The sequence below is a fragment of the Rhizobium sp. CF122 genome (assembly GCF_000282035.1).
Lineage (GTDB): Bacteria > Pseudomonadota > Alphaproteobacteria > Rhizobiales > Rhizobiaceae > Rhizobium.
The window spans coordinates 147,850-174,683 of record NZ_AKKA01000008.1 but is presented as its reverse complement, the minus strand read 5'-3'; the positions used below and the strand labels follow the sequence as shown (position 1 = coordinate 174,683).

Below are 26,834 nucleotides of genomic sequence, written 5' to 3'. Positions count from 1 at the left end.
CTTGCCCGGCGGTGTCCATTTTATGGATGACAGGTGCGTGCTTCTCTGCCACAAGAACCAATGAGAGACAGGGGCGCCCTCCTGATGGTGGGCTGAGAAGCACCCTTTGAACCTGAACCGGATAATGCCGGCGGAGGGAGTCGCTCGGGACTTCCAGCTTCCCGCGTAAGTCCCCGCGCCTTTCCTCCCCGATCGAAAGGCGCACCATGCCAGACCAAACCTCACCGGGAACGTTGCTGAGCCAATTGCGCGCGCGACCGCCACTCGTCCATTGCATTACCAACTTCGTTGCCATGAACATCGCGGCCAATGTGCTCCTGGCGGCCGGTGCTTCTCCCGCCATGGTGCATGCGCAAGAAGAGGCTGGCGAATTTGCCGCGATCGCTGGCGCGCTGACAATCAATATCGGTACACTTTCGTCAGGCTGGCTGCGCGGCATGGAGACGGCCGCCATCGCGGCCGGTCAGTCTGGAAAGCCATGGGTTCTCGATCCGGTCGCCCATTATGCCACGGGGTTTCGTCGTGCTGCTGTGGATCGGCTGCTGGAGCTCGGCCCCGCCGTCATTCGCGGCAATGCCTCCGAAATCATCGCGCTTGCCGGCGGCGCAAGCCGTGGCCAGGGCGTGGATAGCCGCGACGGCGTCGAGCAGGCCGAGGAATCCGCACGCCTGCTCGCAAGGGTGCACGGAGCGACCGTCGCAGTGACCGGCGTTGTTGATTTCGTCACCAACGGCGAACGGGCGGCGCGCATCGAGGGGGGCTCGGCGTTGATGCCTCAGGTGACCGCGCTTGGGTGTTCCCTGACCTGCCTTGTGGGCGCCTTCGTGGCGGTTCGGCCCGACGCACCCTTCGAGGCAACGGTTGCGGCACTTGCGACCTTTGCTGTTGCCGGTGAAACGGCGGCCAGCAAGGCGGACGGCCCGGGCTCGTTTTCCTGGCGGTTCCTCGACGCGCTTGCAGCGCTCGACGCCTCACTTCTCGATCGCCACGCACGGCTGCGCTGTGCATGAAGAACATCGATCTTTCACTTTACCTCGTCCTCGATCCCGACCTTTGCGCCCGCCTAGGCATGGTGGAGACCGCGCGGGCAGCAGTCGCGGGCGGAGCGACGGTCGTGCAACTGCGGAACAAGCAAGCGGATACGGCCCGGATGATCGAGACCGGGCGGGCGCTCAAGGCGGCTTTGTTTGGCACCAGTGCGCGGCTCATCGTCAACGATGACGTCGAGGCCGCGGTCGCAATTGGTGCCGACGGTCTGCACATTGGGCAACAGGACATGGACGCACCGACTGCCCGCGCACGGATTGGGCACGACATGATCCTTGGGCTCTCGGTCGAGACCGAGGCGCTGGCTGCGGCGGTCGATCCGGCAATCGTGGATTATGCCGGCATCGGCCCGGTGTTTGCGACGCCGACAAAGGCGGACCACAAACAGCCGATTGGTTTTGCCGGGCTTGCGCGTCTGGTGCGGATCTGTCGCGTTCCCTCCGTGGCGATCGGCGGCTTGAAGGCGGATCATGTCGGAGCTGTCTTCGCGGCTGGCGCTGACGGTCTCGCCGTCGTCTCCGCGATCTGCGGCACCCCTGACCCAGAGGCTGCCACCCGCGACATCGCTGAAAACATCGGAAAGGTTCACGGATGATCCGCAACGTTCTTTCCATCGCCGGTTCCGATCCCTCGGGCGGCGCCGGAATCCAGGCCGATTTGAAGGTGTTCTCTGCCCGCGGCGTCTACGGCATGGCAGTTTTAACCGCGCTGACCGCGCAAAACAGCCAGGGTGTTTCCGGTGTCCATCTGGTTCCTGCCGCTTTCGTTGCCGACCAGATCAAGGCGGTCTTTGCCGATGTGCGCGTTGACGCGATCAAAATCGGTATGATTGCCAACGCGGAAATCGCCGTCGCCGTCGCCGATGCAATCCAACCGCACAAAGGTATACCGATCGTGCTTGATCCGGTGATGGTCGCCAAGGGTGGCGCCTCCCTCCTTGATCTGTCGGCGGTCGAAGTCCTTACTCGGCGCCTGCTGCCGCTTGCGACGCTGCTGACCCCCAACCTGCCCGAAGCTGCGGCACTCCTGCATGGACCTACGGCTGAGAGTCGTGCGGAAATGGCTGATCAGGCGCAAAGCCTGCGTGCGTTGGGCCCGCAGGCCGTGTTGATCAAGGGTGGCCATCTGCCTGGGCAGGAGAGCCCTGATGTCCTGGCCACAGCCTCGAGGTTGAGCTGGTTCGAAGCGGCGCGGATACCAACGGCGAACACGCATGGCACCGGCTGCACGCTGTCAAGCGCGCTTGCCGCCGAACTTGCAAAGGGCGCCGCGCTGCTCAAGGCAGTGGCGGATGCAAAGGCCTACCTCGCCCAGGCCGTCGCGCAGGCAGACACGCTGACAGTCGGTTCCGGTCACGGACCGGTTCAGCATTTTCACGAGCTTTGGCAGATGACAGGCAGCGAAACCGAAGAAAAGACGGAAGTAACAACCAAGGGCAAGTAAGAGCAACCGGTGGCACATTGTCCTCGGATCCGCTCGCTGTACGACAGGTTAGAAGGGTTGCGCCGAGCACTCACAAGTCTGTGTGGAGGTGCTCTGGCCGCTGACTGGCGTGCGATTGCGCCGACGCCACAGCTCGACCGACATTGAGGCACACATCGAAACGCGGTGGGTATACCGCAGACCAACGTTGCAGGCGTTGGCGGTGATGAGCAAGCTCCGCCGGCGGCGGGCCCGCCGTTCAGTTGAAGGGGATGAAAATGGCGACTGGAACCGTCGAGTTTCTGCCAAGCGGGCCCTCAGCGTCAGCCGATTTGGCACTCATGGTCAGGAGGAGAATTCTTCCGGCGCCCCATGGTGTCGAGACGTCCTGCAATCAAGCACCCACGCGGCGGGGGCGATTTCAGCGTGCGAAACATGAACGTACACGAACCGTTTTGCCATGGCCGTCGAGCATTGCTACGTTATAAGCTAGCCCTACATTCCGGAAGAGCCCTCTAGCGGTAACCGATGCCTAGTCGTCCCAAATCCTCGACCAAAAGTGGCAATGACCTAACCACGGCTGCCAATCGCCCGGCAAATTTGGAGTTCGCTGCCGACCACGTTGAGCCGCAGGCGCCCGCCTCGGACCCATCGGGAGGGCCCGGCTCATCCACCCAAGCCGCCTCCCCGGAACAGCCTCCCCGGTCCTTTGGTCAAAGCAGACAGGCGGCGCACAATCTACTGGGTGCGCTGGGCCATGATTTACAGGCAAGTTTCGCCTTCACAAGGGCAAGGGCCAAGACGGCCGTTTCCTACTTGAGAGCGAAGCTCACGGCATCAATGCCGCTGGACGCCCCATCAACTGTCCACAAACTTGGCAAGTGGTTCGCGACTGCTCTGGCTAAAACGCGGGGTAGTGTTCGTGGCCTGCGTACAAAGCCCTTCGAAAATCGCCGGCATGCATCGCTTAAGGCGGGCTGGTGGAAAATCTCTATAGCATTGACCTTTCTTTCCGGCCTCCTCCTTGCGGGAAGTGTACTGGTGTGGGCGCTAAAGGACGTACCCTGGGGCGAGATCCGGGACGGAACATTGAAGCCCGTCGTGATACTGGAAACTGCTGACGGGGAACCGTTGGTAAGACAGGGGCCTTATCAGGGACCGTATGCGCAATACAACCAGTTTCCGCCACGTTTGATCGATGCCGTCCTCTCAATTGAGGATCGGCGGTTCATGGATCATTTCGGCATCGATGTCAGAGGAATCGGAAGGGCGCTCCTGCGAAACTTCGAAGCTGGTTCGGTGGTAGAAGGCGGCAGCACGATCACCCAGCAGCTCATCAAGCTGCAATATCTCGACAGCGATCGAACAATAAAACGAAAGATACAGGAGGTCGTCATCGCCCTTTGGCTGGAGTGGAAGCTCGGCAAAAGGGAAATCCTGACGCGCTATCTCAACAGCGCCTATCTTGGGGCCGGCGCGACCGGCATGCCGGCTGCCGCGCGGATCTATTTCAATAAGGAAATCGGCGCCCTCAACCTGCCTGAATCGGCGATGTTGGCGGGATTGCTGCGGGCGCCGAGCCAGTGGAATCCCATCGACAATTTCGAAGGCGCCCGGCAACGCGCCTTCGTCGTTCTCGACACGATGGTGTCCAATGGCAAGCTCACCGCATCGCAAGCAGAGGAAGTCAAGGCGAGCTTCGCCGAGCTGCATCCGACGACGCCGATACCGCGCTCCGGAAGCTGGTTTGCCGACTGGATTTCGCCGCAGGCAAGCGAAATCGCCGGTTCCTCGCCGGGTTCGACCACGGTGCGCACAACGCTGGTACCGCACCTACAGCAGATTGCCGAAAGGGTCGTGAGAAGAGCCTTGGACGGGGAAGGAAAGGCTGCCAGAGCAAAGCAGGCCGCATTGGTTGCGATGACGCCGGACGGCGCGGTCGTTGCCATGGTCGGCGGGCGCGACTACAAGGCCAGCCAGTTCAACCGCGCCGTCACAGCGATGCGGCAGCCAGGCTCCACCTTCAAGCTGTTCGTCTACTACGCAGCCCTGAAGGCTGGGCTCACCTTGTCTGACCGGATTCTGGACGCGCCAATCGACATCAACGGCTGGTCGCCGGAAAATTCGGGCGGCAGCTATCGCGGCTGGGTAACGCTTGCCGAGGCCTTCGCCCGGTCGCTAAATGCCGCAACGGTGGCGCTTGCCGAAGAGGTCGGACTGGACAATGTGATTGCTGCCGCGCGAGAACTCGGCATCAACGCGCCTCTTGCCAACACGCCGTCTCTGCCGCTCGGCACTTCCGAAGTAAACCTGCTTGACCTCACCAGCGCCTATGCGTCCGTCCATCTCGGCAGGGCGCCCGTCGAGCCCTGGGGGATCATCGACTTTCGGGCGGCCGGAGAGACGAAAACCTTTCGGGTTGGCTCACAAGCAAGGCCGAATGTCGACCTTTCGACCTACCAATCAGATCTCCTCGACCTCCTGCGGTTGGTGGTCGAGCGTGGCACTGGACGTGGAGCCGACCCTGGCACGTTTGCGGCCGGGAAGACCGGCACCAGCCAGAACAATCGCGATGCCTGGTTCGTCGGCTTCACGGAACCGTTGGTTGCCGGCGTATGGGTGGGCAATGACGACGATACGCCGATGAACGGGGTCACTGGGGGCGCCTTGCCAGCGCATATCTGGCGGGACTTCATGCGGGAGGCGATGACCGAACCTAGGCTGAATGGAGCGCCATCGACTGCAGCAGTGATCGACGGCCAAGGCGCACCGCAGTCCTGTAACATCACTGCCTGCTCTCGCAGCTATCGCTCGTTTCGGCCGTCGGACTGCACCTACCAGCCCTATTATGGCGGACGGCGGCTCTGCGAAAAGTGATCCTCGCTTCGGCGCACAGGCTCTGCCGCGATCTGACGCGGCGTCTTGTTGCCAAGCATGCCGACCGGCTGGAGTGCTTCGCGGTACTGATGGTCCATGAGAGGTGTCGAAGGCGTGCACTGCGCTTTCAGGGCCCTATGGCTTGGCTTGTCCTCGAACCAGTTCCAGAAATTGATTCAGCCGGATGCCGTGACGCCTTGCAACGATGCTGACCGTCGCATCTGGCTCATACGTTTCCTGAATGACGGCAAGCTTCTCAGCAGTCGACCAGCGACGCCGCCGGGTCATTACACGTTCTGCAGTGCAGGCGCCGGTTCGTCGCAAGTGGTCATCATGCAGGCCGCTCGACGCCACTATTAACGACGTTGAAGAATTGTGACTCGACTCGTCCCTCACGCCAGTAGTTCAATTTGAAAACTGGGGTGTGAGGTTAGGTCGATGAGATACGAATGGGATGATGCCCGCGGGCGTCGGGCTTATGCGATCAAGGTAGTCTCGGTATTGTTGGCATCAGCCGTGACGGCCGGGGTTCCGACCTGGATTGTCGCCAGAGCCATGGGGTTTTGACAGACGGCAATAGCGCACTTGAAGCCGGTGCCTGCGGCCAAGAAAGCCGGCCACAGGCGAACCACGTGCGCGACAGCCTCGCTCTTAACGCGATATATGCAAGGCAAGACCACCTGCCGGCGCCGTGGCTAAGGTGACTGCCAACACGGTGAGCCGAGTTGAACAAGACGATCCCGGTCCCCGCGCGCCACAACCGGTCACAATCGAGGCAATCAAACGGGTATACGAAGCACGAGGTGTCATTTTCTTCGATGAAGGGCCCGCTCCCAACGGAGGAGCCGGTGTGCGCCTCGCAACGCAGTACTATTTGGGCGCCTTGATTGGATTCGAGCGGATTTGAACATTTGAACTCCCGACCTCATGATTCTTGATCGGAGTGACGAGCCCATTTCATCAGGCACCAAGGTCGGTCAACGAGGTTGCCCAATCGCCGAACTGCCGGCATGCGGGCTTGTCCGGCCGTCTTAGTGTCATCCAGTAGGATTTGTCTTCGTTCGCCGGCCTGCCTGAGAGCAATATCAGACTTCCGCTTTGAATCTCCCGTTCAAACAATGCTACCGGGCATTGAGCTATGCCCTGACCGGCAAAAATTGCCGCGGCCAGCAGGTTGAAATCTTGATATATCGGACCTCGATCCGGAGAGAACGTTATCCTGCCGGCCGCTCGCATCCATTGCGTCCAAACCTCCATTGTTTCGTCATGAAGCAACTCGCCGGAGTCGATCGTCGCAAAATCCACACTCTTCTTTGCCTTCTCGAAATAACCCCTCGAACATGCGGGATATGTGATCCCGTGCATCAATCTGACGGTCACCTGATTGGCCGGTATATCAACGACACCTTTGTGAGCCTGGATGACGATGTCGGCTCCTTCAAGAGAGACCCCCGGAACGGCATAGACAAGATGCAGCCTGACGTTCGGACAAAGCCGTTGAAAGCCTTGCAGTTTTGGCACCAGCCACCACGAGGCGATGGATGGAATGACGGCAATCGTGAGATCAGGCCCTTCGTCCTTTTGGCGGATCTCAGCGCAAGTCTGAGCCAACTGCGCAAGCGCGTCGTCGACAGCACGTCCAAGCATGACGGCATCCTCGCCGGGCGATATGCCGCGACCGTCCCGTTGAAACAGGGATCGTCCAAACCAGCCTTCAAGAGCCTTTATGTGGTGACTGACCGCGGAATGGGAGACGTTGAGTTCTTTCGCCGCCTTCGTGACACTTTGCAGCCTTGCGACAGATGCCAACGCGCGAAGGGCGACAAATGGCGGAATTCGGGACGCATTCACTTGTCTGATTTCCTAACAAATGTGTTCGATCTATCTGCTTTATTTCATGCATGCAGCTTGTCAAATGGGCGCGTCGAAAAGCAAGCAACCGCTGCTAAGGAATGAATTGGGGATCGTGAACAATGTTCGTGCGCACACTGACAGATCTTATCGGGACAGATCGAGATGTTGATTGGGGTAACGGGTTGAGCCGGCGTTTCGTTCTCGAGCGCGACGGACTTGGCTTCGCGCTGATGGAAACGACGGTTCGCGCCGGCAGCGAATCGCATCTGCAGTACCGCAACCATCTTGAAGTCTGCTATTGCATCGAAGGCCGAGGCGAGATCGAAGATGGCGACGGAAACGTCTGGACACTCGAGCCGGGGACACTTTACGCTTTGGACAAACACGACAAACACGTTCTTCGTGCCCACACAGACATGCGGCTCGTCAGCGTCTTCAATCCACCGATCAAGGGCCAGGAATCGCACAATTACGCAAACGGCGCGTACTCCTCGTATTGACCGCGGTTCAGCGAATGGAAATGCGCTGATGACGATTGCGCAATTCCCCAGAAGCTTTTTCAATCCAGGGTGCGATAGTGACAGGTTTCGTTCATAAGTTCGATCAGGATGCAACCGGTATTGCTCCCGAAGTGGCTGCAGGACGCCTGACAGCGAGGTCGGTGGCTGAAAGCTTCATCGCCCGGACTTTGATGAAAGAGCCTGACATCCAGGCGTTCGCTGCATTCAATCACGCGCTGGTGCTCGAACAAGCCGATCGTATAGACAGAAGTCCCGAAAAGGGACTGCTTGCGGACGTCCCAATCGGCGTCAAGGATATCTTCGATACGGTTGACTGGGCGACTGAGTTCAATTCGTCGATCTATCGCAACAATCGACCCTCTCGAGATGCCCATGCCGTCGCTCTTCCCGGCAGGCAGGAGCGGTCGTTATGGGCAAGACAGCGACGGCCGAATTCGCGTTCATGCATACCGGCCCTACCCGCAATCCCCATGATCTGTCACGAACACCAGGCAGTTCGAGTGCGGGATCGGCGGCGGGGCTCGCGGCGGGCCTTTTTGCCGCTGCGCTCGGCACGCAGACCGCGGGTTCCCTGATCAAGCCGGCATCCTATTGCGGGCTCCACGCTTACAAACCCTCGCACAACCTGGTTTCACTCGAAGGCGTCAAGCCGCTTGCACCCAGCTTTGACACGGCGGGCTGGTATGCTGCATCCGCACGAGATCTGAGCCTGATTGCTCGGGTCTTGATTCCTGGTTTGCCAAGGTACGCTGTGGCCAATGGGCGGTTGAAGATCGGCTTTTGCAGAACGCCGTATTGGGGCATGGCCGATCCGGATGTTCACCAAGCTGTCACGGCAGCGGCAACCGCGTTTGCCGAGCGGGGCCATGGCGTCGACGAGATTGTTCTGCCATCGGCTTTCGAAACAGTTGCTCGTGATCACCAGATCATAAACGATTGCGAAGGTGCCAGGGCGCTCCACAAGGAACAAAGGACCTCCATCGAATTGATGAGTCCGGAGCTCGCCGAAATGTTTGCGCGCGCCTCGGCGATTTCCTGGCAAGATGAAGTCGCAACGCGGAACCGGCTGGCGTTGCTCGTTTCTGCTATGAATGCCACCATCGAGCCCTATGATGCCGTGATCGCACCGAGCTGCGCCCACGTGGCACCGGTCGGACTGGCTGCTACCGGAACGTCGGACTTCATAAGGCTTTGGACGGCATTTGGCCTCCCCCAAGCCAATATTCCGCTCATGCGCAACGATGGGGAGTTGCCGATAGGTCTCCAGGTCATCGGTTCAGCATTTTCCGATGCAAAGCTTCTGCATTGCATCGAGGTCCTGTCCGGCACCCTGAACCATCGCGCCGGACATGCCCAACCGTAATGAGTTCGTCGCATTCCGCAACAAGGAGAATCCCTATGCGCTCTGCCTTTCATCTTGCCTATCACGTGACTGATCTGGACGCGTCGAGGCGCTTCTATGGTGATGTCCTTGGCTGCCGGGAAGGCCGCAGCACGGAGACTTGGGTGGATTTCGATTTTTTCGGGCATCAGATTTCCTTGCATCTCGGCACACCATTCGCCGTCACCCGGACCGGCAAGGTCGGCGACCATATGGTGATGATGCCACATCTCGGCGTCGTGCTGCCGCTCGATGACTGGTTTGCACTGGCGGACCGCCTTCAGGCCGCTCAGATCAATTTTGATATCCCGCCAGTCGTTCGCTTTGCCGGCGAACCAGGCGAGCAGCGCACCATGTTCTTCTTCGACCCCAGCGGCAATCCAATCGAAGTCAAAGGTTTCCGTGATTTCGACGGTATATTCGCACGCTAAGCATCGTCCCATTTGACGATTGCATTCCAAATCTCAAACCGAAAGGCCCACTATCGCCTCATGCCCTGCCGAGGGAAATCCATCAGAAATTGGCGGCGAATGGATACTATGAACAGAGCTTCGTGGCCCCGTATGGCGACGCCGCGCTCGAAGAGGCGAAAACAAAATTGAAGGACGCCTGCAGTAGATGGGTTTCCCCCGATGTCGATCTAAGGCACGCGCGTCATTGAGAACGCCCCGAACGCGAAGATAGAAGCCGTCACCCATGATTTGCCGATAACATCCGGGTGAGATGTCGGAACCTCCAAGTTCCAGCAACGTGCCGCCGATGCTGCTGCATAAACGGGCTACGCAAGCTGCTTGCGATGGATCACGGCGCACCTGAGCCCCTCACCGGTATTGCGTCACGGCAGCAGGGCACCCGCGGAACCTCCGGCACGCTTTGAAAATTGGCAAGGGCTCCTTGGCTCTTTCGTCCTCGGCAGACCAGTCGGTCCCTATAATGGCGACAGCCATTCCGGACGGTGGAGAGTGCAAGCAACTAGTGTCGCGGATTACCCTCGTGAACTTTCCGGTCTTGATCGGGCACCAGCTTCGTCCTCGTGCTCCTTGCCGGAGATTGATGAGCATGCGATTATGATGCCCTCATCATCACGCACGATCGGAGCATTCGGGCTTCAATAACGATGAACAACGCTTCATGAGCGTTTGATGATCGGCATGGGCGTGCTCGTTTCCAAGACGAACAAAAATAGGAAGTTGCTATTCATGCCTTCTGAAACGCACCGTAGCTTCCAGATCCCACGTCGTGATGGACTTTGTCTTGCGAGCCTATCCAATGGAACTGGCCTCTCCATCTCGCTCCTGCCGAACGGGACGTTGTTCGCGATCGAATACAGCGATGCGATGGGCGCAATCATGATCAATCAGGTCTTGGGATCTCCGGTCTATGGCGGCATTGGGAGACTTTATCTCAGGACCGGTGGTTCGCGAGCCGGTGTCTTTGAAATGGTCGGACCGCGAGCTAGGGTTACATTCAGCCAAGGTGAGAGTGACTTCTTCTGGGAAGGGGAATCGGGGGATATTCGACATTCGGTTCAACTTGAGTTGCACCCGACCGAGACGACGTGGTTCTGGCGGGTGACGTTGGAAAACCTCTCGCGTGATCCTCTGGAGGCGGACCTCATCCTCATGCAGGATGTCGGCATCGGAGATTTCGGTTTCCTGATGGGAAGCGAAGCCTATGCCTCCCAATACATCGACCACACGATTGCCAATCACCCTACGTTTGGGCCGGTGGTGATGAACCGCCAGAACCTTAAACAACCGGGCGATCGCAATCCATGGCTCGCCCATGGTTGTGTCACGGGAGCTGCCGCCTACGCGACAGACGCGGTGCAGTTGGCGTTTCCGAGGCGTGATTGCCACAGCGCGATAGTTCCCGATTTCGGAGACAATCTCCCCAGTTTCCGTCGACAGCATGAACTGGCATGCCCGAGTATCCAATCCACACCGTTTTCCATTTCACCGGGCGCAATCTCAACATCGACATTTTTCGGTCTGTTCGTACCCGATCACCCCGAGCCTTCGAGCGAAGGAGATCTCTCAAGGCTCGACAGAATGGAGCATATGATGGCCGTTCCCGTGCGAAGAGACAGGTCGGTATCGGGTATCTCGCGCAGTCTGCTTCAGGACGCAAGCGAAGCGACGCCTCTAGCGCTCGACGATGAGGCCGTGGCCGCGCTCTACCCTGTGCGGCACTTGGAGGAGCGCAAAGATGGAAAGCTTCTTTCCTTTTTCGTGCCGGACGGATTGCGCAACCGCCATATCGTCCTACGGGACAAGGAGCACGTGTCCGTTAGGCGCCACGGCGCGATCGTGCGGAGCGGCCAAAACATGCTGCTGGATGATAATACTCTTGCCGCAACCTGCTGGATGCAAGGTATCTTTGCCGCGCAACTGACGATCGGGAACACGTCGTTCCACAAACTCTTCTCGGTATCGCGCGACCCCTATAATTTGTCAGTCGCGAGTGGCTTGCGGATCCTCGTCGACCAAGGCCACGGCTGGCAGCTTCTTGGTGTTCCTTCGGTTTTCCAAATGGGACTTAGTGACTGCCGGTGGCTCTACAAACTTTCAGGGCGCACCGTCACCATCACTGCAGCCGCCTCCGGCATAGAACCGGCGATGCAGTGGGAAATGACGAGCGACGGTGCCCCCTGCCGTTTCCTCATCGTCGGACACCTCACGTTAGGCGAACGGGAATATGAAAGCGGCGCACACATCGATGTCAACGTCGCACGCAGGCGCGTAACCTTCCGCCCGGATGCCACTGGCCTCTGGGGACAGAAATATCCGGACGCTGCCTATCATCTGGTCACGTCAATGCCTGACGTCGTCGAAGCTATCGGAGGGGACGAACTCCTGTATACCGATCGCGTCGCGCGTGGCGGGCCGTTCGTGGTCCTCAAGGTCGGTGAGACACACAGATTCCGCTTCGCCGTCACCGGGTCGATGGTTGACGCGGGCCAAGGCGAAGAGCTCGCGGAGCGCTACGAAGCCGGTATCGACCTCGTGGACATGCTTGTTCCCGCCACGCGATTCTGGGATCATGTGACGCGCGATCTTTCGATTCAGGGAGAGGGCCCCGACCTTGTCGCACACGCAACATTCCTTCCCTGGCTCGCCCATGACGCAATCATCCATTTGAGCGTTCCGCATGGGCTTGAGCAATTTACCGGTGCCGCTTGGGGAACGCGCGACGTCTGCCAAGGCCCGGTGGAGCTTCTGCTCTCCTTCGAACATGACAACGAGGTTCGAGAGATTCTGAGGATTCTATTTGGCGAGCAGTTTCGGGACCGAGGCGACTGGCCACAGTGGTTCATGCTCGACCCCTATTCGAACATTCGCGCCGGGGAAAGTCACGGCGACATCGTCATCTGGCCCTTGAAGGCACTTTGCGACTACGTCGAGGCAACGGGCGACATTGCGGTCCTTGACATTGATGTCCCATGGCGCATCGACGACACCTTGGAGCAAACGCAGGAAACGGCGACAATCTCCGGTCATGTCCAAAAGCTGCTCCAAACGGTTCAAGAACGTTTCATCCCCGGCACAAGTTTGATCCGCTACGGCGACGGGGACTGGAACGATTCCCTTCAGCCCGCCGATCCGCATCTCCGAGACTGGATGGTGAGCAGTTGGACCGTCGCACTGTTGTACGAACAAATGACCCGATATGCCGTCATTCTTGACCGCGCCGGACGCACAGCGGAATCGGCTGAACTTCGTATAACAGCCGCTGCCACGCGCCGGGATTTCAATGCTTTGCTGATCCGTGATGACGTCGTCGCTGGCTACGGCATACTCGACCCTGGCGGAGACGTCGAGCTGCTGCTCCATCCAGATGATCGGCGTACCGGTCTCAAGTACTCGTTAATTGCAATGACGCAATCGATCCTCGGTGGGTTATTTACGCCCGAGCAGAGCGAACAGCATTTCGCAATCATTGAGGAGAACCTCCTGTTTCCGGATGGCGTGCGTCTTATGGAAAAGCCCGTGCTCTATTCGGGGGGCACCGAACGGCTATTTCGCCGCGCTGAATCATCTGCATTCTTCGGCCGCGAGATCGGCCTGATGTATATGCACTCGCATCTTCGTTATTGCGAAGCGCTGGCGTTGCATGGCGACGCCGAGGGCCTGTGGAATGGGCTTGCACTCGCCAATCCTATATCGCTTGCCGACCGGCTGGCGCAGGCCTCGCTGCGCCAGCGAAACACCTACTTCAGCAGCAGTGATCCCGGTTTCAGCGACCGCTACCAAGCTACTTCCGACTGGGAGGGATTGCGGTCCGGTCGGATACAAGTTGACGGAGGATGGCGGATATACTCCAGCGGTGCGGGCATTTTCACGAAAATCTTGGTCGAGAAGGCTCTGGGGGTCAGGCGAGAGTTTGGCCAGCGGATCCACAAGCCGTTGCTGCCGGGATCGGTAAGGCTCACTAGCGTACGCCAATAAGCGGTCAGAGAGCCCGAATTTAGCTTCAACTAACGAGTGACGGAGGTAGCTCCATCGCTGTCCGTCGAACGTGGTGAGCAACCAGGATGCGATCGTGCGGCAAAGCGGGCAAAAAAGACGGAACAAGAACCCCAATCCACGATTGCGGGCACAGCATTCCAGATACGCGTACACGGGGACGATGGAGCGTGCAGGCCGCTCGGATCCTGGCGGTTGAGCAGTTAATACGAACTACTCGAGTTGCGGCATCACACCAAATCGATGTCGCTCAAACCGACGGACATCAACTCGGCCTCCTCTGATGGCGGCCGCCCAAAATACCGGCGGAATTCGCGACTGAATTGCCACGGTCCACTGTAGCCGACTGCCATTCCGATTTCTCCCACCCCCTGCCGTCTAAGTTGGAGCATCTCGCGGGCAGCTATTTTTGGACTTAAACTTTATCGGGCATCTCCATACCGTCGCACAACCGTGATAGATTTCCGCCGGTCAACTGGGGAGGCGCGGATGGATACGAACTATCGGGTCACTGGCAAGAACGCGGCGGCACCATTTTCTCTCACCATCCATCGCGGCGACGGCATGCTGCTTCTGGGAATGGACTGGAAGGATGGCCGCCCCCCGACCAACTTCGTTGGTTTTGCGATCCAGTATCGAGAGCCTGGAACCGATTTCTTCAAGAACGTGCGCAATCGCATCGGCTTCCCTGGCCAGGACGTTCCCGGTGACGGTATTCGCACCACTGACGCGCCGATCCAAAAATTCCGCTGGGTGCATTTTCCCTTCAACGCAGATCTGCCAGGCGCCTTCGTCTATCGAGTGATGCCGATGTTCATGGGTGCCGACGGTGCGCTCACGTCTGGCGAGGCGCAGGAAGCGGAACTCGCGCTGATGCGCGAAACCATTCCCGGCAAGCTCAACGTCGCCTTCACCCGGGGTTTTGTCTCATCGCAGGCATTCGTACGCAACTTTTCAGCCGGCGGACCATTGATCACGCTAGTGCCGCCTGATGGGGATGAAGGCTTGGACTTCGTGCCTACCCATGCCGATGCCGACCGCGCACTCGCCTGGATGGGGTTCGAAGCGCGCGCCGAAACGCTTTCGCTACTCGAACGCGCACGCGATGCAGGCGCGGAGGTCCGCGTCATTGCTTATGACCTCAATCTGCCGGAAGTGGTCGAACGGCTGGAAGCGCTTGGGCCAAATCTCAAGGTCATTATCGATGACAGCGCCCGAACCAAGGGACACGGACGACCAGACTCCCCCGAGACCCATGCGGCCGAACGGCTGATCGCCTCGGCCGGCGCGGAAAACGTGAAGCGCCAGAACATGGCAAACCTGCAGCATCACAAGTCGATCGCTGTACGCGGAGGCGGTGTCGATACCGTCGTCTACGGTTCGACGAACCACAGTTGGCGGGGCTTTTATGTTCAGTCGAACAATAGCCTCGTTGTTCAAAGCGCAAGCGCGGTCGACGACTATTTTGCCGCCTTCGAGAATTACTTCACGGCGGACGGTGCGGCGGATTTCATCGCCTCGGCCAGTTCCCGCGGCTGGCATGACCTGGGGCTGGACGGCATCGACGCGAAGGTCGCCTTTTCTCCGCACAGCGAAGCCAACGGCCTGCTTAATGAGATCGGCGCCGATATCGACGCCGCGGGGTCGAGCGTGTTCTTCTCGCTCGCCTTCCTCGGCCAGACCACCAGGGGGCCGATTGGCCCGGCCTTGGGGCGGGCGTTGCGAAAGCCGGATGTGCATGTCATGGGCATCGCAGACGGGCGGGTTGCAGCCGATAACCTGGGACTGACCGTGTTCAGTCCCGACAATCGCCGCCGTGTCGTGCGCGCGGCAGCACTGACGGGCAACGTTCCGCCGCCGTTCCTGACGGAACCATCCGGACTTGCCGGCGTCCATGGAAATCAGCGCGGAACGAGGATGCACCACAAATTCGTCGTTCTCGACTTCGACAAGCCGACCGCCCGGGTCTACCTCGGCTCCTATAATTTCTCGGAGCCAGCCGACCTCGAGAACGGCGAAAATCTGGTGCTCGTCCGCGATCGCACGGTTGCGACCAGCTACATGATCGAAGCACTCAGGATGTACGACCACTACCGATTCCGCGTCGCATCCGAAGATGGGGAAGAAACGGGGCATCCGCTCGAGCTGCAATTGCCACCGCACACGGGCGAAGCCGCCTGGTTCGAACGCGACTGGACCGATCCCGTGCGCGCTCGCGACCGCCAGCTCTTTGCACGTGCCGACTGATGCCGGTGCGACGGCCGTCGGGTCTAACACTCGACTATCGTCGGTTACAAACGAGCAATTCTATCAAACGGAAGAGTTCGCGATCGCCACCTGATTTGCGCTAACCATTGGTCTGAGAATGTTCCTGCGCTTGTTCGGCGACAAGCAGCCGCCATTGTCTGACGAGATCGCGCCGCTTTCCTGGATAGCGGTCCGCCAGGAGCGTCGCATGCTGAATCCGATCGGCGCGGAACATCCGAAAATCCTGCCTTAACTCGCACCATCCAGCGATAATGCGGCGCGAGTCAAAGAAGGCAACGGCGATCGGCCAGATCACACGGTCGCTATCAGCCTCCCTGGCATCCCGATAAATGATCCGAAGCTTCATTTGCTGCTGCATAGCCTGACGAAGCACCTTAAGATCGATGGCAGGTGTTGGAAGTGCACCACGACCGACATGGAAATCATTGTCGTTCAGCTTGTGGCGTAGCTCTGACGGCAGCACTGCGTCGATTTTCGAGAGCGCGTCATGTGCCGCCAGTGAGAGCTCGTCGTCAGTTTGCCGGCTGACCCACTGAATTCCGAGTGTAATCGCCTTCAGTTCTGCTTCCGAAAACATCAACGGCGGCAGCATGAAACCCGGTCTCAGCACGTAGCCGAAACCTGGTTCACCCTCTATTTCCGCGCCCATCGACTGGAGGAGCGCGATGTCCCGGTAGATCGTCCGCAGCGATACGCCAGTTTCCTCCGCGAGGTAGCTACCCGAGACCGGTTGCCGGTGCCGGCGCAGGATCTGCAAGAGGTCGAACAGACGTTGGCTCTGGGACATGGCAATATCCTAGCACAGGCAAAGCCGGAACAAGGCAGTAACCCTGTCCCGGCATCTCGTGCCTAATCCATTCGGACCAGAACCTTTCCGCCGAGTTTATGACCTCTCTCCAGCTTGGTGAGCATGGTGATTGCGTCGGTCAGCGGAATGATCTCGGCGATCGGCAATCGTAGCTTCCCTTCGGCCGCCGCGCTCGCGAGACCGCCGAGAATGTCAGCCCGAGCGGTGCAGATGATCGGCTTGAACCTGCGATTGACGATGGCGCGAATGAACTTGCCCGGCGTTGGGTCGATGTCCAAAAAGACGCCGCCCTTGCGCAACAGCTGGAGACCTGTGGCCACTTTCATTGTGCCAGCAGTGTCATAGACCACATCGAAACGGTCACTGATCGTCGCCAGATCGGTGGTGCGATAGTCGAACGCTTTTTGCACCCCGATCGTGCGCGCCCTTTCCATAGCCTGCGCGCTGCAGCTTCCCGATACCGTCGCACCGAGCCGTCGCGCGAGCTGGACCGCCGCTTCACCCACGGCACCCGTGCAGCCGTTGATGAACACTGACTTCCCACCCTTCAGGCCTGCCTTGTCGAACAAGCCGTTCCATGCCGTAACGCCCGGTGTGGCGAGACAGGCCGCGTCCTCAAGAGAAACCGAATCCGGCCTTTTCGCGAGGAAGGTTTCTGGCGCGATCACTGCCTCGCCAAGTGCTCCGCCGTCCTTGATCTGTGCCATGCCGAAGACGGCATCCCCCGGCTTGAAGCGGGTTACGCCGGGTCCGACCGAAATCACAGTGCCTGAGAAATCGCTGCCCATGGCCCGGGGAAAGGTCTTGCCCGTGACCATTTTCAGGTAGCCGTTGCGAACCTTCCAGTCGATCGGATTGATGGCGGCAAAACTGACTTTCACCGCAACCTCACCCTTGCCGGGAGTTCGTAGCTGGAAATCCTCAAGCTTCATAAGCTCCGGACCGCCGTATTGATGATACTGAATCCGTTTCACAGCAGTCCGTTCCTCTTCAGCGTCGCTTCGACGACATCGGCGAGCGGGGTACTCGGACGCCCCAAGAGGCGAGACAGATCAATGCTCTCCGAATACCAATCGCCGCGCTGGGTGGCGAAGCTGGTATCGGCGACGATATCTGCGAGGAAGGCTGGCAAGCCCGCGCGTGCAAGCGCCTGACCGTATGCGTCGACTGGCATGTCATGATAGACGAGCGGCTTGCCTGTGAGGTCCGAGATCGTTTGCGCGATGTCCCCCATGGTGAAGGGCGTGCCACCGAGTTCATAGACGGCGTTGCCGGGAACATCGCTGGTGAGTACGACTGCAGCCGCTTCCGCGAGGTCGTCGCGGCTCGCGCCGGAGACAAGACCACCGTCGCCTGCCGCCCCTTTCAGCAGCCCCGTGGAGAGCGCATAACCAATGTTGCTGAGATCACCGGCATAGACCTCGATATAGGCACCGTTACGCAGGAAGACGTACGGCAAACCGGATGCCATGATAACCGCCTCGGTCTGTTTGTGTTCCTCGCCCAACCGCAGAGTGCTGGTGTCGCCATTGATAAAGCCGGCATAGGCAATCCGCCCCACCTTTGTCTCGACGGCCGCGTTGACCGCGCGTTCCATGTGGGGGAAACGCTCGCCGACCACGGTCGAGGGAACAAGTAGGAGCTTGTCGGCGCCGGCGAACGCAGGCGCCAGGGTGTCCGGCCGGTCGAAATCAGCCTCACGGATCTGAACTCCCTTGGCAGCCAGGTCGGCTGCCTTTTGGGGATTGCGAACAGCTGCCACGATGCTAGCAGCGGGCACACTACGGCGTAGCAAGGCATCAATAACGAGACGCCCATAACGCCCAGTTGCTGCGGTGATAGTGATCATCTGATGAACCTCCTCGCCGACAGCTCAGTGCGGTTGAACCGACTTCATGTGTTCGGCGAAAGGCGCGGAGTCGTAGATCACATCCGTGGAGGCGAGCTGACCATCCTTGATCTTGATGAGTTCCGCGACGATCGAGTGTGGAACCGGATAAGTTTCCGCGTCATAGACGACCACGGCCTGCTCCTCGTCGCCATGGACCGCGAGGACGGTAATGTTTGTGATCATTCGGGCGAAGCCATCCTGAAAGCCGCGAAATGCCTCTTTGCCGGTCAGCTTCGAGATCGGCGAATTGCAGACGACGTCATCGGCCGAGAGAGCCAGGATCTTATCGACATCTTTGTTGATGATCGCCTCGATATAGGCGCGGGCAATCTTTGCAGCAGTTCCGTTCAATTCAGCCATGGTCGTATCCCTTCATTGGCAATCTTCGGACAGCGACCAGATATCGCAACGCAGTGACACGAGATGTCAGCATGGTGCGTTTTTAGATTGTTAAATTGTGTTTTTACATTCTCTGAGTGCAATCACTGATGCCAGAGAGAGGTGCCATCAGTCGAGCGGGAGACACTACTCAAGACCCTGTTCTCCTTCGCTCCGCCGCCTGCATCATTTCAATGAAGCGCCGCACCTTCGCAGGTCGGAAGCGACAGAGCGTAGACCCACCGCTGCTCTGCCACGGCACGCGACGTCCGCTCAGCGAATAGCTTCTCAGGCCTTGAACCGCTCGAATGCAGTGAGCCGCTTGATCGGTGGGTCGGCTTCATCCCACCGATAGATTTCCGAGCGCAGATAGCGGAGTTCGTCGTCGAGGGCGTCTTCCGCAAGCTCGATCCACCATGACTTCGGGCGGCCGTCACTGCCATCCGACCAGCGATAGCCACGCGCCTTGAGGTGATCCTTCATGTCGAACGGACTGTTTTCCGCGAAGATGCGAATGCGGGATCGCTGGCTCGTCTCATAAAGTTCGGCAAACGGTGTCCGTCCCGGCTCTCCCCCATCCTGCGCGAGGACTTCGAGCAGGGCAAAGCAGTCGTCGACGGCCCGATGGCCTTCGTGGAAATAGCCCGTTTGTCCAATCAGGTAGCCGAGCTTGGTGCCCTCAAAGCCACGCGCCGACCAATCGACTTCGGCGACCGAGCAGGCCCAGGCTTTTCCGATGAAGATGGGCGAGAATGCCTCGCAGAACGGCCGGTCGAAGCCGGCGTTGTGCGCAATGACGAGATCGGCCGGCTCGACCACGGCGCGCAATTGTTGGAGATCGATCATCTGGCCGGCCACCATTTCGTCAGCGATGCCGGTGAGACGGGTGATTGCCGGTGGGATCGGAACGCTCGGCTGCTGCAATCCACCATAGACGCCAATAACATCGCCAATGTTTCCAGCCGCGTCGAATGTGAATGCGACCGCGCCGATCTCGATGATCTCGTCGTTGCGATGATTGAGGCCGGTAGTCTCGGTATCGAGGATCACACCTCTCAGCGGAAATCCCGGTCGCGCGGATGCCGGAACTGGGCGAGGCTCAAGCTTTTTCAGGATACGGTACCGGCCCGTCTCCTGGAGGTGCCGCACCATGTCGTCTTCGCTCAACGCTGCCGGAGAATGGCGTTTCATCGCCGGGGAACCGGTCGCCTTCACCGGTGCTGCCTCCGGCGAAACAAACAGATCGAACTGCTGCGTCATTCGCTATCTCGGGTTCATTCGTTAGACGACTCTTAGGACTGCAGTGTCCGCCAGATCCGCTATAAGACATCCGCTCGAACAAATCAGGAGAAATGATGGAAACCGTGGAAATCACCAACCGCAGCGGCTTTGCCTTGTGGACGATCCAACGCGCGCAAGAGATCGTGACGGTTGAAGGCGCCGCCTTTGCGATGGCCGCGCGACACGAATGAGGAAGCACTTGCGGAGACTGCGGCCGCGCTCGGCAAGGCCATCAGCGACTCTTCTCCAATCGGCGTATTGAGGTCAAGCGTTTTTCGAGCTTTTCCCCGGGCGGGACGAGATGACATCGTCGTCCGCTATTGGCAGCCCAATGCGGACTTCCCTACAGGGTCGTGAAGAGCGACTCGAATCTGTGCGCTCCAACTGCCGGCGACAACCGACCGACGGCACGCCTGCCGTAGCCGATCGAAACAGCAATCAATCATTTTGGCTTCCGCTGCAAATGAGTTCGATGCTTTCGCGCTGGCACGGCCGGGCAATCCGAGGCACGCTGTCATTACGTAGACGATGGCGGACCTCCAGTCCTGCCGTACCATACCAGATGTTGCAGGCGTGGCGGCACATAAAGGCGTATAGTCCCAACCACAACCCTGAATTTGAACCAAGCCGTTGGGGCAATTCGCCTCTTAGCGCAATCGTCACACGGCCGAAGAGAAGCAATTCTGGAGGGTACCAGTGGCTATCATCAAGCGGCAGGAGGGTTAGAGCGGGGCGGCGGTGGCACGATAGTGGATCGATCCCGGCCGGCATGGGGTGGAGGCCCGCAAGGGAGGGACAGGGAACGTGAGCGAAGAAACCGCAGTCGATTTGGACGTCAATTCAGCGATAGCGGCCATCGAGAAGGTTACCGACGGTTTTGCGACGGGGCTGCACGCACGGTTCTCTGCTGTGCTGGATCTGCCCGGTGAGTTGGCAAACTTGCGGAACTCCATGGCGACAACATCGACTTCGCCGCTCTTCCTTTGCTTTGCCGTCGTCCTGGTGGTGGCGTTGACGGCAGGCACTTTCCTGGTGCTGGCCCGGCAAATGACCATATGGAATCCCGCGAGTGCCGGTTGGCGAAGATTTGGCTTGCGTGCGGCGGCCATGGGCGTTGCCCTCGCGGCGGGTGTTGTCGCAGCACGGCTGCTTACCCCGCCTGGCCCGCCTCTGCGGACCCTTCGACTATGGGCGGTTGTGACGGTCGTTGTTTTTGTCGTTTTCTATCTGACGAGAGTTATATTGACGGCATCGCGACGGCCGGAATTCCGCCACCGGTCCCTTCATATGCTGGCGCTGTCCCATGACCTGTCGATCATCATAGGCTGGGCGACAATCGGGGTCGCCCTTGTCGCCACATTGCAGATTTGGGGTGCGGGGCCGGGCCTCAGGGATCTGACCCGGACAGTTTTGATGGCAATCCCGTCCTACCTTCTGCTTGCAGGTGTGGTGTGGCGACACAAGCGCACGATGGCCGCTGCGGTTGCTGGTCCGCGCCCGAGAAGCAACTGGCGCAGTCGTCTTTCCCGATTCTGGCCTGCGATCGTCATCGGATTTCTCGTCATCACGTTTATTAGCAGCCAGACCGCTCTCACGCTTGGCGCCCCGCTGCCCGGATCGGCTGTGATTGTGACCGTCCTCATGCTGCTCCTAACGCCGCATCTTGATGCGATGATCCGGAACTGGGCGCGGCGTAAGTTGCAGGCCCCCGATGTTTCGATCCCTACCGCGGCTGGGCGGCAGACAGTCCGCTTCGCCATCCTGATTGCCGCAGTTTCCATGTTGGGAGTATTGTGGGCGACGCCGTTGGCGCTTGCACTCGGCTTCGAATTGCGAAGCGTCACGCGCGACGCGTTCGGGATCGCTTTGATTGCGCTTCTGGCGGCGTTTCTTTGGAATGTGATCGGGACCGTGACAGAGCGCGCCACGATCGTAGCGAGTCCAACACCCGGTGGTGGAGAGCTGGGCGTACCACGATCAAGGCTGGGCACGATCGTCCCGCTAATCAGCGCCGTCGGAAAATCGAGCATCCTTGCAGTGGCGCTGCTTTCGATCCTGGTGTCGCAAGGCGTCAATGTCTGGCCACTGATCACTGGCCTGAGTGTCTTTGGGCTCGCGATCGGTTTCGGCTCGCAGACACTTGTTAAGGATGTCGTATCCGGCCTTTTCTTCCTGATCGACGATGCCTTCCGATTCGGCGAATATATCGAAACGTCGGGTGCCAAGGGGACCGTGGAGAAGATTTCGATACGGTCCGTATCGCTGCGCAACTCACGTGGCTCAATAGCGACGGTGCCCTACGGCCAGATCGGCAAGATTCAGAATTTCAGCCGTGATTGGGCGATCGAAAAGTTTAGCTTTCGCGTTGCATTCGAGACCGACGTCGAATTGGTCCGCAGGCTCTTCAAAAAGATCGGACAGGACATTGCCGCCGACCCGGAGCTTGCCCCAGACCTCATCGAGACCTTCAAGAGCAAAGGCATCGGCGACGTTGAGGACGGGACGCTGATCATCAAGGCATCGTTCACAGCAAAACCGGGCAAACAGTCGATGATCCGCCGCGCAGCCTTGATGGCGGTGCAAAACGCATTCAGGGAGAACGGTATCAAAGCCGTGCCGAAACCAATGACGGCCGATGCCGGTCCGGGGGAATCCGGTTAGCCAATCCAGTCTTAGACCAAATATCGCATTTCAATCGATCCCCGCATAGGCAGACATGACCGATCCGTTTGCTTTCGCCGGACTGGTTAAGTCCCACTACGGCTCCCACCGCCCGCGAATGGCGGAACCGGCCGGGAATATCGATCGTCGATACGTAGGCGAGCGAGACAACCAGCCCGACTCCAGGCACCGTCATCAGTCGCTTGCAGACTTCATCATGCTTCGCCCCCTGGAGAACCTTCTTGTCCAGTTTGGCGAACTCTTCGCGCAGCTTGCGCCGTGCAGCAAGCAAAGGCTCCATGATTTCCGCCAGATCGGGGTCCGCCTCAACGAGTTCGCGTATTCTCTCCTTGAATCTGCCCCCCGAGACCTCGCCGACCTTCAGCCCGAAATTGCGCAGGAGCCCACGCATATCGTTCTCGAAAGCGATCGCCTTTTCTTGCAACAGCGAGCGAGCCGTCAACAGGGCGCGGCGACGCCGAAGAACGAGCCCGCCTTCGTAGCGCAACTTCTCGTCAAGAAATTCCATGGCGTCGGACCGGCGACTGCCGAAAAGATGCGCCGGCTCGGGGTCGACGCTTTCGACGGTGGAAAAGCTCTTGCCAAATTCCAGCTGCGTATCGTGGACGGCGTTATTTGTGCTTCAGCAGCCACATCTTGCCGGCCATCGTAATGCCCCGCGCAGGCTGTTCCGATGCAACCTCGAGATTGAGGGCTTGCAGAAGGCCACGGTCTGTCAACTCTTCCAATGTTGCGGTGGTCAGCGATTTCACCTTGATCGGCCGCTCCTTGAAGCGATCTGTTTTCGCATAAGTTACCGTGGCATCGAAATGCGTCCACTTCCCGCCCTCCTGAAGATAGAGGTCTCCATCTTTCGCAAGCTTCAGGCCTCTGATCTGGGCCGGCGTCAGCGTCACCTCCAAAGCGGCTGTGTTGGTCCTTGTCTTTGCAGTCGTAATCAATGTTCGATCCTAGGGTTAATGATTTCTTGTGACGCCGTTTTGAAGTCGCCGGAAGGTTGTTGGACTATGTTCGCTGACGCTGCTTCCCGGAAGGAAACGAGCTTGCCAATGCGCTCATCCCAAAGCGCCAATCGCACACAGCCAAGGCTCTGCCACAGGGTGATGCGGCCGATCCTTGCCAACTCCGGATGTTCGCGCAACACTTCCGGCAGTCGATAGTAGGGAATTCTGCTCGAGAGGTGGTGAATATGGTGAACGCCGATATTGCCGCTCAGCCAGCGCAGCACGACAGGCAGGTCGTAGTGAGACGCACCGTGGAGGGCTGCCTGTGGAAATTGCCATTCTTCGGTCTTCGACCAATGAGTTTCCTCGAACTGGTGCTGGACATAAAATAGCCAGACGCCTGCGGCACCCGCGAGAAGGACGACAGGCAGATGGATCAGAATGAAGGGAACAAACCCTATGGCCCATATCATCGAGGCAGCCAGGGCTGCGACCGCCAGATTGGTGCTCATGGTTGAAACCCACGGCATGGCACCGGAGCGCATCATCCCGAAAGGCAGCCGCTGTTTGAATAGAAAGAGCCAGGCTGGTCCGATGCCGAACATCACCAGCGGATGCCGATAAAGCCGATAAGCAAGGCGCCCCGACCAGGAACGCGTCTGATACTCTTCGACGGTGAGGGTGGTGATGTCGCCGATGCCACGCTCATCCAGATTGCCGGCGGACGCGTGATGCAGGGAATGAGCCCGTCGCCAGTAATCATAAGGTGTGAGGGTCAAGACCCCGAGCGTGCGCCCGATCCATGTATCGAGTCGCCGCCGTGCGAAGAACGATCCGTGTCCGCAATCGTGCTGGATCATGAATAGCCTGAGCAGAAAGCCGGCTGCCGGGACGACGAGGATCAACCCCGGCCAGAACTCCTGCATCAGGGATACGTAGGTCAAGGCCCAAAGCGCGACAAATGGGCCAGCCGTCACAAGTAGTTCGAACGCGCTGCGGCTCAATCGTGGCTGTCGGTATTTTGCAAGGATCTTCAACCACGCACCGGCGGTGTCTTCGATGGCCGCTTCCGGTCGATGGGCGTGGGCGTTCATTGATTGGAATCTCTTTCCAGCAGCAAGGAAGCGGGTTGGATCCACGCTTCGAGGCGGTCGCATGCTTGTTAGCCCTGACGCGCCTTGCGAGCAGCATAGCGGCGATCGCGCTCGGCCTTGCGCGCGGCCTCATCCGCTACGACACACGCAGTGCGATTGTTGACTTCGGCCTGCCGGGCTTCGGCTTCGGCCCGTTCATGAACCTCTGCCGCAGCAGCCAAAGCGGCGGTGTCCGCCAGTACGCGCTCGTTTTCGGCTGCTTTCAGTGCGTCGCGCTCAGCGCGGCGGGCCGACCTTGCAACAGCGGCAGCCTCGCGCGCCGCCAGACGTTCCTGCATAGCAGGATCGGTAGGCTTCGGCGCGGATGCAAATTTCGTCAAAAGCTTAAGTCTGGCCTCTTGTGCAGTCTTGCGGCGCTCGGCGAAGCTGTCGTTCGGAGTTCTCAATAAATCGTCCTATCGAATTTCGGAGGTTGCGGTGGAGGCGATTTGAAACCGTACAGCCCGTCCGGCGCACCCGGATCGCTCAACCGCTTAACGGAAAAAGGCCAGACATTCGCCTGGCCTTTAAATGCTCTTGCCGCCATGCCAGTACATCCTTGGTCATGGGAGGCTCAAGCTTTAAGCGGCTTGGAGCTGGCCTGCGGACATCTTGCCCGACTTGCGATCCTGCTCCAGCTGGAAGCCGAGCTTCTGGCCTTCGACGATCGATGTCATCCCGGCGCGCTCGACGGCGGAGATGTGAACGAACACATCGGCGCTGCCATCATCGGGCTGAATGAAGCCGAAGCCCTTGGTGGCGTTGAACCATTTTACTGTGCCAGTGGTCATAACAAACCCTTTCATCGCACGACTGATCGACCACCGTGCGACGCACGGCGGTGGTTTCGACTTTTGAGAGGGAAAGTTGATCAAGAGGCGCAGAGCGCTGCAAAAACAATATCGGCAAACAAAGTATCGATGGTTCTTGATATAGTGTCATCGACGTCTCGTCAACTTCTTGTTATGAAATTTGCCGCTATTCTATTTTTGGTTGTGTATCTTGCGGATACATGCCGCCCTGTTTGTCTTCGGCGGGTGAGCACGGTAACTCGAAAGCCTCTGACCGATCCGCGCTGCATACTCCGCTTTCGTCAGGCTTTCGCCCTCGATGATCGAAAGAACTTAGTTGTAGCCTTACCAAAAACTCGCCTCGCCTCCATCCATGATCGTGTCCAACACAGCTAACTGCGTTTGCGAGAACGTTGTCATCGAATAGCCTCTGACGAAGCGCCCGGTCGCGGTGACGCAGCAGATGCTCCGAGCGGAGCACGGTCAGAATTCTCATTGATGCGCGGCCCGCCGCCGCGGCGATCTCAAAACACATCTCCGTGAACCCGCCTTCCATTCCCGGAATCGTCATGCCAATATCCGGCGCATGAATCTCCACAAGGCCCTCCATCGCCTGTTTCTGCTTGTCGCCATGTTCGTCGTTGCCGTCGGCCCTGCGAGCATTGGACTGGCCAGCAGCGCCATGGCGTCTTCGGGTGCGGCGGCGATGGAGGATATGTCCAGCGCCATGCCCGGCATGAAGATGGCGGAGGAGATGCCCTGCTGCCCGGAAAAGCAGCCCGTCAAGCCGGACTGCGCCAAGGGCTGCCCGCTGTCATTGGTGTGCACGACCTCGATCTTCGCCCACGCCCCGGGCGGCCACGGCTGGTCGTTCGCCGTCTCCTGGCAGTCCCACCGCTACAATCTGATTCCCGCGTCGCAACTGACGCCGGCCCTTGTCGAGCCGCCGGCCCGACCTCCGAAAGCCTGATCTCAATCCATTCTTGAAGCACGCCTGCGGTTCACACCGGACGCACGAATACGTTCGTTGGAATCCGACGGCCATCAATTTTGACCCGAGGACGAGATCAAAGAGATCCGTCCCGATGAG

Annotated in this window: 21 protein-coding genes, 5 pseudogenes and 1 riboswitch; of the genes and pseudogenes, 13 read left to right on the top strand and 13 right to left on the bottom strand. The window is 59.2% G+C overall.

Going from position 1 to position 26,834, the window contains the following annotated elements:
• The first annotated feature begins 59 nt into the window (after window positions 1–59).
• Window positions 60–156, top strand: a riboswitch (TPP riboswitch).
• A 50-nt stretch (window positions 157–206) separates the two neighbouring features.
• The 4 genes from thiM (at window position 207) to PMI09_RS01230 (ending at window position 5,346) form a co-directional block, all read left to right on the top strand.
• The gene (gene thiM / locus PMI09_RS01245) at window positions 207–1,010 is read left to right on the top strand and encodes a hydroxyethylthiazole kinase (RefSeq protein WP_007788064.1); all 804 of its coding nucleotides are present in this window, start codon (window positions 207–209) and stop codon (window positions 1,008–1,010) included.
• Window positions 1,007–1,642: a thiamine phosphate synthase gene (gene thiE, locus PMI09_RS01240; protein ID WP_007788062.1), complete on the top strand. Its 636-nt coding sequence runs from the start codon at window positions 1,007–1,009 to the stop codon at window positions 1,640–1,642. Before thiM ends, thiE begins: the two co-directional genes overlap by 4 nt.
• Window positions 1,639–2,490 carry a bifunctional hydroxymethylpyrimidine kinase/phosphomethylpyrimidine kinase gene (gene thiD, locus PMI09_RS01235; RefSeq protein ID WP_007788060.1) on the top strand — a complete coding sequence of 284 codons (852 nt, stop codon included), beginning with the start codon at window positions 1,639–1,641 and terminating at the stop codon, window positions 2,488–2,490. Before thiE ends, thiD begins: the two co-directional genes overlap by 4 nt.
• A gap of 507 nt (window positions 2,491–2,997) precedes the next feature.
• Window positions 2,998–5,346 carry a PBP1A family penicillin-binding protein gene (locus tag PMI09_RS01230; RefSeq protein ID WP_007788059.1) on the top strand — a complete coding sequence of 783 codons (2,349 nt, stop codon included), beginning with the start codon at window positions 2,998–3,000 and terminating at the stop codon, window positions 5,344–5,346.
• Between the two features lie 135 nt (window positions 5,347–5,481).
• Here PMI09_RS01230 and PMI09_RS29910 read toward each other — a convergent pair whose 3' ends face one another.
• The 3 genes and pseudogenes from PMI09_RS29910 to PMI09_RS32740 all read right to left on the bottom strand — a co-directional run.
• Window positions 5,482–5,634 carry a transposase gene (locus tag PMI09_RS29910; protein ID WP_338009951.1) on the bottom strand — a complete coding sequence of 51 codons (153 nt, stop codon included), beginning with the start codon at window positions 5,632–5,634 and terminating at the stop codon, window positions 5,482–5,484.
• A gap of 672 nt (window positions 5,635–6,306) precedes the next feature.
• A complete protein-coding gene (locus tag PMI09_RS31940) occupies window positions 6,307–6,867 on the bottom strand; it encodes a LysR substrate-binding domain-containing protein (protein WP_244423701.1) in 561 nt (186 codons plus the stop codon).
• A 198-nt stretch (window positions 6,868–7,065) separates the two neighbouring features.
• Window positions 7,066–7,197 (bottom strand): annotated as a pseudogene (locus tag PMI09_RS32740) (LysR family transcriptional regulator); the annotation flags it as partial.
• Between the two features lie 122 nt (window positions 7,198–7,319).
• Here PMI09_RS32740 and PMI09_RS01210 point away from each other — a divergent pair.
• The 6 genes and pseudogenes from PMI09_RS01210 to PMI09_RS01190 all read left to right on the top strand — a co-directional run bounded on the left by PMI09_RS01210 (window position 7,320) and on the right by PMI09_RS01190 (window position 15,815).
• Window positions 7,320–7,700, top strand: coding sequence for an ectoine synthase (locus PMI09_RS01210; RefSeq protein WP_007788053.1), 381 nt, complete (start codon window positions 7,320–7,322; stop codon window positions 7,698–7,700).
• A gap of 191 nt (window positions 7,701–7,891) precedes the next feature.
• Window positions 7,892–8,044, top strand: a pseudogene (locus PMI09_RS32735) (amidase); the annotation flags it as partial.
• A gap of 77 nt (window positions 8,045–8,121) precedes the next feature.
• Window positions 8,122–9,084 (top strand): annotated as a pseudogene (locus PMI09_RS01205) (amidase family protein); the annotation flags it as partial.
• 35 nt (window positions 9,085–9,119) lie between these two features.
• A complete protein-coding gene (locus PMI09_RS01200; RefSeq protein ID WP_007788045.1) occupies window positions 9,120–9,533 on the top strand; it encodes a VOC family protein in 414 nt (137 codons plus the stop codon).
• Between the two features lie 768 nt (window positions 9,534–10,301).
• Complete coding sequence (locus PMI09_RS01195; RefSeq protein WP_037081566.1) at window positions 10,302–13,550, top strand: cellobiose phosphorylase; 3,249 nt, start codon at window positions 10,302–10,304, stop codon at window positions 13,548–13,550.
• Between the two features lie 507 nt (window positions 13,551–14,057).
• The gene (locus tag PMI09_RS01190) at window positions 14,058–15,815 is read left to right on the top strand and encodes a phospholipase D-like domain-containing protein (RefSeq protein ID WP_007788042.1); all 1,758 of its coding nucleotides are present in this window, start codon (window positions 14,058–14,060) and stop codon (window positions 15,813–15,815) included.
• A 100-nt stretch (window positions 15,816–15,915) separates the two neighbouring features.
• On the opposite strand, the gene PMI09_RS01185 is transcribed toward PMI09_RS01190, so the two are convergent.
• The 5 genes from PMI09_RS01185 to PMI09_RS01165 form a co-directional block, all read right to left on the bottom strand.
• Window positions 15,916–16,623, bottom strand: a complete 708-nt coding sequence (locus tag PMI09_RS01185; protein WP_007788038.1) for a helix-turn-helix transcriptional regulator — start codon at window positions 16,621–16,623, stop codon at window positions 15,916–15,918.
• Window positions 16,624–16,685: 62 nt separating this feature from the next.
• Window positions 16,686–17,618 carry an NAD(P)-dependent alcohol dehydrogenase gene (locus tag PMI09_RS01180; protein ID WP_007788036.1) on the bottom strand — a complete coding sequence of 311 codons (933 nt, stop codon included), beginning with the start codon at window positions 17,616–17,618 and terminating at the stop codon, window positions 16,686–16,688.
• A complete protein-coding gene (locus tag PMI09_RS01175) occupies window positions 17,615–18,493 on the bottom strand; it encodes an NAD(P)H-binding protein (protein ID WP_007788035.1) in 879 nt (292 codons plus the stop codon). The genes PMI09_RS01180 and PMI09_RS01175 overlap by 4 nt, the downstream gene beginning before the upstream one ends.
• Before the next feature lie 24 nt (window positions 18,494–18,517).
• Window positions 18,518–18,895: a nuclear transport factor 2 family protein gene (locus PMI09_RS01170; RefSeq protein WP_007788033.1), complete on the bottom strand. Its 378-nt coding sequence runs from the start codon at window positions 18,893–18,895 to the stop codon at window positions 18,518–18,520.
• A gap of 306 nt (window positions 18,896–19,201) precedes the next feature.
• Entirely contained in the window at window positions 19,202–20,173 is a 972-nt protein-coding gene (locus tag PMI09_RS01165; protein WP_007788031.1) for a 3'-5' exonuclease, read from the bottom strand.
• 825 nt (window positions 20,174–20,998) lie between these two features.
• On the opposite strand from PMI09_RS01165, the gene PMI09_RS01155 reads away from it, so the two are divergent.
• Window positions 20,999–22,855 carry a mechanosensitive ion channel family protein gene (locus PMI09_RS01155; protein WP_007788026.1) on the top strand — a complete coding sequence of 619 codons (1,857 nt, stop codon included), beginning with the start codon at window positions 20,999–21,001 and terminating at the stop codon, window positions 22,853–22,855.
• 31 nt (window positions 22,856–22,886) lie between these two features.
• Here the strand turns inward: PMI09_RS01155 and PMI09_RS01150 are convergent.
• A pseudogene (locus PMI09_RS01150) lies at window positions 22,887–23,345 on the bottom strand (transposase); the annotation flags it as partial.
• Here PMI09_RS01150 and PMI09_RS32730 point away from each other — a divergent pair.
• A pseudogene (locus PMI09_RS32730) lies at window positions 23,319–23,432 on the top strand (DNA polymerase IV); the annotation flags it as partial. The pseudogenes PMI09_RS01150 and PMI09_RS32730 sit on opposite strands and share 27 nt — an antisense overlap.
• A gap of 55 nt (window positions 23,433–23,487) precedes the next feature.
• On the opposite strand, the gene PMI09_RS01145 reads toward PMI09_RS32730, so the two are convergent.
• The 4 genes from PMI09_RS01145 to PMI09_RS01130 all read right to left on the bottom strand — a co-directional run bounded on the left by PMI09_RS01145 (window position 23,488) and on the right by PMI09_RS01130 (window position 25,744).
• On the bottom strand, window positions 23,488–23,817 hold the full coding sequence (locus PMI09_RS01145; protein WP_007788024.1) for a hypothetical protein: 330 nt from the start codon (window positions 23,815–23,817) through the stop codon (window positions 23,488–23,490).
• Window positions 23,814–24,914, bottom strand: coding sequence for a fatty acid desaturase (locus tag PMI09_RS01140; RefSeq protein ID WP_007788023.1), 1,101 nt, complete (start codon window positions 24,912–24,914; stop codon window positions 23,814–23,816). The genes PMI09_RS01145 and PMI09_RS01140 overlap by 4 nt, the downstream gene beginning before the upstream one ends.
• Window positions 24,915–24,982: 68 nt before the next feature.
• Window positions 24,983–25,360, bottom strand: coding sequence for a DUF6481 family protein (locus PMI09_RS01135; RefSeq protein ID WP_007788022.1), 378 nt, complete (start codon window positions 25,358–25,360; stop codon window positions 24,983–24,985).
• Window positions 25,361–25,534: 174 nt separating this feature from the next.
• Window positions 25,535–25,744, bottom strand: coding sequence for a cold-shock protein (locus PMI09_RS01130; RefSeq protein ID WP_007788021.1), 210 nt, complete (start codon window positions 25,742–25,744; stop codon window positions 25,535–25,537).
• A gap of 586 nt (window positions 25,745–26,330) precedes the next feature.
• Here PMI09_RS01130 and PMI09_RS01120 point away from each other — a divergent pair.
• Window positions 26,331–26,714: a hypothetical protein gene (locus PMI09_RS01120; protein WP_007788020.1), complete on the top strand. Its 384-nt coding sequence runs from the start codon at window positions 26,331–26,333 to the stop codon at window positions 26,712–26,714.
• The last annotated feature ends 120 nt before the right edge of the window (window positions 26,715–26,834 follow it).